Raw genomic sequence first — 6,340 nt, forward strand, 5'->3', positions numbered from 1 at the left:
GGAATTCGGCACGACGCTGTGAGTGTGCGCACGTCGGCGCATCTACGCTCGCCCCGTGGACGTACTCGGCTCCGGTCACGAACAGGTCGTCTTCTGCTCCGATCCGCCATCCGGGCTGCGGGCGGTCATCGCCATCCACTCCACGGCGCTGGGGCCGGCGCTCGGGGGGACCCGCTTCTACCCGTACCCGAGCGAGGACGCCGCCGTCGCCGACGCCCTCGCCCTGTCGCGGGCGATGTCGTACAAGAACAGCCTGGCCGGCCTGGACCTCGGCGGCGGCAAGGCCGTCATCATCGGCGACCCGCACACCGACAAGACCGAGGCGCTGCTGCGCGCCTACGGCCGCTTCGTCGAGTCCCTGGGCGGGCGCTACCTGACCGCCTGCGACGTCGGCACCTACAACGCCGACCTCGACGTCGTCGCCCGGGAAACCCGCTTCGCGCACGGCCGGTCGCTGGCGTACGGCGGCTGCGGGGACTCCTCCGTGCTCACCGCCTACGGCGTCTTCCAGGGGATGCGGGCGGCCGCCCAGCACCGCTGGGGCAAGCCGTCGCTGGCCGGGCGCACCGTCGGGGTCTCCGGGGTCGGCAAGGTCGGCAGCTGGCTGGTCGACCGGCTGGTGGAGGACGGCGCCGACGTGGTGGTGACCGACGTCGACGCGGGCGCGGTGGAGCGGGCGCTGGCTCGCCACCCCGCCGTCGACGCCGTCGCCGACACCGAGACGCTGGTCCGGACCCCCACCGACGTCTACGCCCCCTGCGCACTCGGCCGGGCACTGGACGACGAGACGGTGGCGGTGCTGGAGGCCGAGATCGTCTGCGGCGGGGCCAACAACCAGCTCGCGCACGAGGGGATCGCCGCCGAGCTCATGCGCCGCGGGGTCCTGTACGCGCCGGACTACCTGGTCAACGCCGGCGGGGTGATCCAGGTCGAGGACGAGCGGCACGGGTTGTCAGGGAAACTGCCCCTGGTCCCCGGGGCTCACGCCGGGTTCTCCTTCGCCCGGGCCGAGGCCAGGGCCGAGACGATCTTCGACACCACCCTGCGCGTGCTCCGGGCTGCCGAGGAGGCCCAGGTGTCCCCCGCCGTGATGGCCGACCGGATGGCCGAGGAGCGCATGGCGAGCGTCGGCCGCCTGGCGACCCTGCGGCTCCAGCGCGGCTGGTGACGCGGCTCCACCGGCTGTCGATGTCCCCTGTGCGCCGCCGCCAGGGCGCGCAGCTGCGTCTCCTCCGTGGACACGGACACCCGGGGGATGCGGTCGGACGACCACCGGGCACGTCCTGGCGCCGCCTCCGCGGCGCCTCCGACCCACCTGCCGTGGCTCGGTCCCACCCCAGCCCGTCGGCCACCGCAGCTCACGGCGTCCCGACCTCCACCGTCGCCTCCTCGGCGGCGGCACGTCGGGCTGCAGGTCCAGCCGCAGCCGTCGGCGTCGACCCGCTCGGGGTGGTCGCGTGCTCCTCGTGCCCGGTCGATGCCGACCCGGTCGCCGGCACGTCGGGCACCGTCGGCAGCGGCAACGTCCCCCGCGCATCCGCACCCGAGAACGGCCGCACCTGATCGGTCACGTCCTGGCACATCCGGCCCGCGTTCAGACACCCCTCCACCAACGTCTTCATCTCCCCCGGGTCCCACGCCAGGATCGCGTCCGCGTGCAGCCCGTACGGCGACAGCCCGCCCTCGAACCCCATCCCCTCGCGCGTCGACCCCTCCGGGTAGGAGGACTCCAGCGACAGTTGCGGAATCGCCACCGGGTGCGACGCCGGGCACTCACCGCCCCGCGGGTACGCCATGTGCGCCACCCCCTCCAGCCACAGGTCCACCCCGTCCCAGCACTGCGGGAACTCGACGTCCGACCGCAGGAACTTCCCCGGCCCACAGTCGGTCGCGGTGTCGTGGACGGAGTCCACCAACGCATCCGACGTGCCCAAGCACAGGTAGTCGATGTCGAGCGGCTGCCGCGACGTCGCCGTCGCATCCCCCGCCACCAGACGCAGACCGAACGGCGCCGGCTCGATCAGCTGCGGGTCCACCTCACCCGCCCGGTAGTAGGCGCGGAACGACTCCGGCACCACCGGCTGACCGGCCTCGTCCACCAACGTCGGCTGCCAGTACGCCGACCGGTCCGCCGAGTCCTTGCACCCCGACCCCTCCGCGAACAGCTGGCCGGCCGTCGACGACGCGTGCACCGCCGGGTTCCCCCCGAACGTGTGCAGATGGGGCCACGACCCGCCCGGGTCCAGGATCGGGTCGATGTGCGCCGTGCCCACCTGGTCGCACTCCACGATCCAGTGCACGTCCACCGGCACCGCCTGCACGGCGGCCCCGTCCGGGGCGGGCGTCATCGCCGCCGCCCCCACGAACACCGCTGCCACCGACACAGTCACACGACCCCACATCACCGACTGCCCCCGTCACCGAGCCCCGAGCGCGCCTTCTGCGGGACGCCGGCCACAACGGCACGAGCACGGACCACGCCCCTGCACCTCCGCTCCCCGACCCGGCGCAGCGCCCCGCCGGACGGCCGGACTCGCACCCGAGGGTGCCACCGGCAACCCGCCGTCGGCTGTGCGCCGACCCCCCGCTCGACGGATCAATGGATCTCGACGGGTGGGAGAGGACCCATCGGACGGGGCGGGGAAAGCCGGCGCTCACCGCGCCGAGGCTCGGGCGGCCGGCAGCTTCGACGTCGCGCTGCGGGTCTTCCGCACCGCGGACGCCGACGCCCCCCGCAGTGGCCGCCGACCGGCTGGCCGCTGCGCTGGGTCGAGGAGCGGATGGTGGCCGGTCGGCCGGCCGGCCACCATCCGGCTGCCGCGCGGGGGGAGGGCCCCGGTCGGGCGACAGCGGGGGGAGACCCGTGCCGGTCTCTGATCCGTGTCGTAAGCTCGGTCGAGACAGAGACACTCAGTCGGGGTCGCCACGCGGGCCGTCCAGCCCGGAGCTGGGCTCCCGTACTCCGTAACGAGGGGGTCGAGCCGATGGGGCGCGGCCGAGCGAAGGCCAAGCAGACACGCGTGGCCCGTGAGCTCAAGTACAGCTCACCGAACACCGACCTCTCCGCGCTGCAGCGGGAGCTGGCCGGTGCACCGTCGTCGTACACCGCGCCGTCCCGCGCGAGCACGGACGACGACGATGACGACGAGTACGCCGACCGCTGGGCGGACGACGACTCGGACGACGACTGGGCCACCAGTCGGTGACGAGCGCCTGACCGGCGCGGGCTGAGCACGACGCGACGCCGCAGTTCCCCTCGGGGCGCTGCGGTGTCGTGGTGCGCCCGGCACCCTGCAGGGTCCCGCTGCGAGCGGTGGGGGCAGGGGGCCTTTCTCAGCGGTAGTCGCTGACGAGGCGCGCCGCGTCCGCGCCCGTCCGGGTGCCCACGGTGCCGGCGACCCACGCGGGGACGCCGCGCTCACCGAGGGCGGTGACCACGTCGTCGGCGACGTCCGGTGAGACGGCGGCGACCATGCCGACGCCGCAGTTGAACGCCCGCTCGGACTCCGCGCGCGGCACGCCGTGCTCCTCGAGCAGCGACACCGCGGCCGGCAGCGCCCAGGAGCCGCGGTCCAGCACGGCCGCCAGCCCGTCGGGGACGACGCGGGCGGTGTTGCCGGCCAACCCGCCGCCGGTGATGTGCGCGTAGGCGTGCACGCCCTCGACACCGAAGCGCTGCACCAGCGCCAGGCAGTCCAGCGCGTAGATGCGGGTCGGCTCGAGCAGCACCTCGCCCAGCGGGCGGTCCAGCCCGGCGGGCGTGGCGGTCAGGTCCAGCCCGGCGGCCGCGACGACGCGGCGCACCAGCGAGTAGCCGTTGGAGTGGAAGCCGCTCGAGGCCATCGCCACGACGACGTCGCCGTCCCGGACCCGCTCGGGCCCCAGCACCGCGTCGGCCTCCACGATGCCCACGGCGGTGGCGGCCAGGTCGTAGTCGTCGGGGGCCATGAGGTCGCCGTGCTCGGCGGTCTCCCCGCCGACCAGCGCGGCGCCGGCCAGCGTGCACCCGGTCGCGATGCCGGTGACGATCGCGGCGATCCGCTCCGGGACGACACGCCCGCAGGCGACGTAGTCCTGCAGGAACAGCGGCTCGGCTCCGCAGGCGACCAGGTCGTCGACGACCATGGCGACCAGGTCGATGCCGACGGTGTCGTGCCGGTCCAGCTGACGGGCCAGCGCGATCTTGGTGCCGACGCCGTCCGTCGATGACGCCAGCAGCGGCTTCCGGTACGTCGCCGTGTCGAGCGCGAACAACCCGGCGAAGCCGCCGAGTCCGCTCACGACCTCCGGGCGGCTGGTCCGCTCGACCGCCGTCCGCATGAGGGTGACGGCCCGTTCGCCGGCGTCGATGTCGACGCCGGAGGCGGCGTAGGTGAACTGGTCGCTCACCGGCGGGTCGGTTCGCCCGGTCACGGGCGGGTCAGGGCGTCGTCCGCACCGCCGGGCACGGCGGCGCTGCCGGCCTGCTGCCCGGTCCAGCCGGTGACGGCGCGCCGCTCGATGCCCTCGAGCAGGTGCTTGCCGAGCAGCTCGCTCTCCGCGAGCGGGATCGGGTACTCGCCGGTGAAGCAGGCGGTGCACAGCCGGTTGACCGGTTGCTCGGTGGCCGCGATCAGCCCCTGCTCGGAGACGTAGCCGAGCGAGTCGGCGTTGATCGAGGCCCGCACGCCGTCGACGTCGAGGCCGTTGGCGATCAGCTCGGCCCGGCTGGCGAAGTCGATGCCGTAGAAGCACGGCCACTTGACCGGCGGCGAGGAGATCCGGACGTGCACCTCGAGCGCGCCTGACTCGCGCAGCATGCGGATCAGCGCGCGCTGGGTGTTGCCGCGCACGATCGAGTCGTCGACGACGACCAGTCGCTTGCCGCGGATGACGTCGCGCAGCGGGTTGAGCTTCAGCCGGATGCCCAGCTGCCGGATCGTCTGGCTGGGCTGGATGAAGGTCCGCCCGACGTAGGAGTTCTTCACCAGGCCGATGCCGTAGGGGATGCCGGAGGCCTCGGCGTAGCCCACGGCGGCGGGCGTGCCCGACTCCGGCACGGAGATGACCAGGTCGGCGTCGGCCGGGTGCTCCTTGGCCAGCCTGCGGCCGATCTCCACGCGGGCGGCGTGCACGCCGCGGCCGCCGATCGTGGTGTCCGGCCGGGCCAGGTAGACGTACTCGAAGACGCAGCCCTTGGGCTGGGCCGGGGCGAAGTGCTGGCTGCGCAGCCCGTTCTCGTCGATGGCGATCAACTCACCGGGCTCGACCTCGCGGACGATCGAGGCACCGACGATGTCCAGAGCCGCCGTCTCGCTGGCGACCACCCAGCCGCGCTCCAGCCGGCCCAGCACCAGCGGCCGCACGCCCTGCGGGTCGCGGGCGGCGTAGAGGGTGGTCTCGTCCATGAAGGTGAAGCTGAAGGCGCCGCGCAGCTGCGGCAGCACCTCCATCGCGGCGGCCTCGACCGACAGGTCCGGCCGGGCGGCGATCAGCGCCGTCACCAGGTCGGAGTCGGTGGTGGAGGTGAAGGCGCCCGGCACACCGGCGTCGGCGGCACGGCCGGCCAGCTCGGCGGTGTTCACCAGGTTCCCGTTGTGACACAGCGCCAGCCCGGTGCCGGCCTCCGTCGTCCGGAAGGTCGGCTGGGCGTTCTCCCACGTGGAGGACCCGGTCGTGGAGTAGCGGGCGTGCCCGACGGCGAGGTGGCCGCGCAGGCTGCCCAGGGTGGCCTCGTCGAATACCTGGCTGACCAGCCCCAGGTCCTTGTAGACGACCACCGAGGCGCCGTCGGAGACGGCGATGCCCGCCGCCTCCTGGCCGCGGTGCTGCAGGGCGTAGAGACCGAAGTAGGTCAGCTTGGCGACCTCCTCCCCCGGCGCCCAGACACCGAAGACGCCACAGGCGTCCTGAGGTCCAGGGGACTGGGGGTCGAGGTCGTGCGTCAGCCGTCCGTCACCGCGAGGCACTGTTCGAGGGTACCGGCGGGGACGCCGCTCGCCCCTGCCGGTCGGGTGAGCGCGGACACCCTCCCGAAAGTGGCTCTTCGCAGTTGAGGGTGTAGATCGGGCTGGCGCGTCGGTCCTGGGATAGACGTCGAGGCCTCCCGAGGATGGAAGTTCTCACACTGCCCATCCGGAAGACCTCGACGTGCCTGACGCTACCTTCGCTCGCCCCGACCTGACCACGTTCTGCCGCCTGGACGAGCTCGGCCTGGAGGTGCTCGGGCAGCGGCTCGAGCCCGATCGTGCGGTGCTGGCGTGCCGTGTCGTGGAACCCGACCAGTGGTGCCGGCGCTGCGGCTGCGAGGGCACACCGCGCGACACCGTCCTGCGACGGCTGGCGCACGAGCCGCTGGGCT

At 73.7% G+C, this 6,340-nt stretch carries 5 protein-coding genes and 1 pseudogene; 3 read left to right on the top strand and 3 right to left on the bottom strand.

Annotated elements, in window-relative coordinates; all coding sequences use genetic code 11:
* Positions 1-55 precede the first annotated feature (55 nt).
* Positions 56-1,168, top strand: coding sequence for a Leu/Phe/Val dehydrogenase (locus BUB17_RS17060; protein WP_072919878.1), 1,113 nt, complete (start codon positions 56-58; stop codon positions 1,166-1,168).
* 190 nt (positions 1,169-1,358) lie between these two features.
* Here the strand turns inward: BUB17_RS17060 and BUB17_RS17065 are convergent, their stop codons facing one another.
* A complete protein-coding gene (locus BUB17_RS17065) occupies positions 1,359-2,378 on the bottom strand; it encodes a DUF1996 domain-containing protein (RefSeq protein ID WP_208983425.1) in 1,020 nt (339 codons plus the stop codon).
* Positions 2,379-2,984: 606 nt separating this feature from the next.
* Here BUB17_RS17065 and BUB17_RS17070 point away from each other — a divergent pair.
* On the top strand, positions 2,985-3,206 hold the full coding sequence (locus BUB17_RS17070; protein ID WP_072919880.1) for a DUF3073 domain-containing protein: 222 nt from the start codon (positions 2,985-2,987) through the stop codon (positions 3,204-3,206).
* Between the two features lie 127 nt (positions 3,207-3,333).
* On the opposite strand, the gene purM is transcribed toward BUB17_RS17070, so the two are convergent.
* Both purM and purF read right to left on the bottom strand, forming a co-directional pair.
* Positions 3,334-4,413 (bottom strand): phosphoribosylformylglycinamidine cyclo-ligase, encoded by a 1,080-nt coding sequence (gene purM / locus BUB17_RS17075; RefSeq protein WP_244277310.1) that lies wholly within the window; start codon positions 4,411-4,413, stop codon positions 3,334-3,336.
* Complete coding sequence (gene purF / locus BUB17_RS17080; protein ID WP_072919881.1) at positions 4,410-5,948, bottom strand: amidophosphoribosyltransferase; 1,539 nt, start codon at positions 5,946-5,948, stop codon at positions 4,410-4,412. Before purF ends, purM begins: the two co-directional genes overlap by 4 nt.
* A 181-nt stretch (positions 5,949-6,129) precedes the next feature.
* Here purF and BUB17_RS17085 point away from each other — a divergent pair.
* A pseudogene (locus tag BUB17_RS17085) lies at positions 6,130-6,340 on the top strand (ISL3 family transposase); the annotation flags it as partial.

Origin of the sequence: Geodermatophilus obscurus, assembly GCF_900143215.1 — a bacterium.
GTDB classification, from domain to species: domain Bacteria; phylum Actinomycetota; class Actinomycetes; order Mycobacteriales; family Geodermatophilaceae; genus Geodermatophilus; species Geodermatophilus obscurus_A.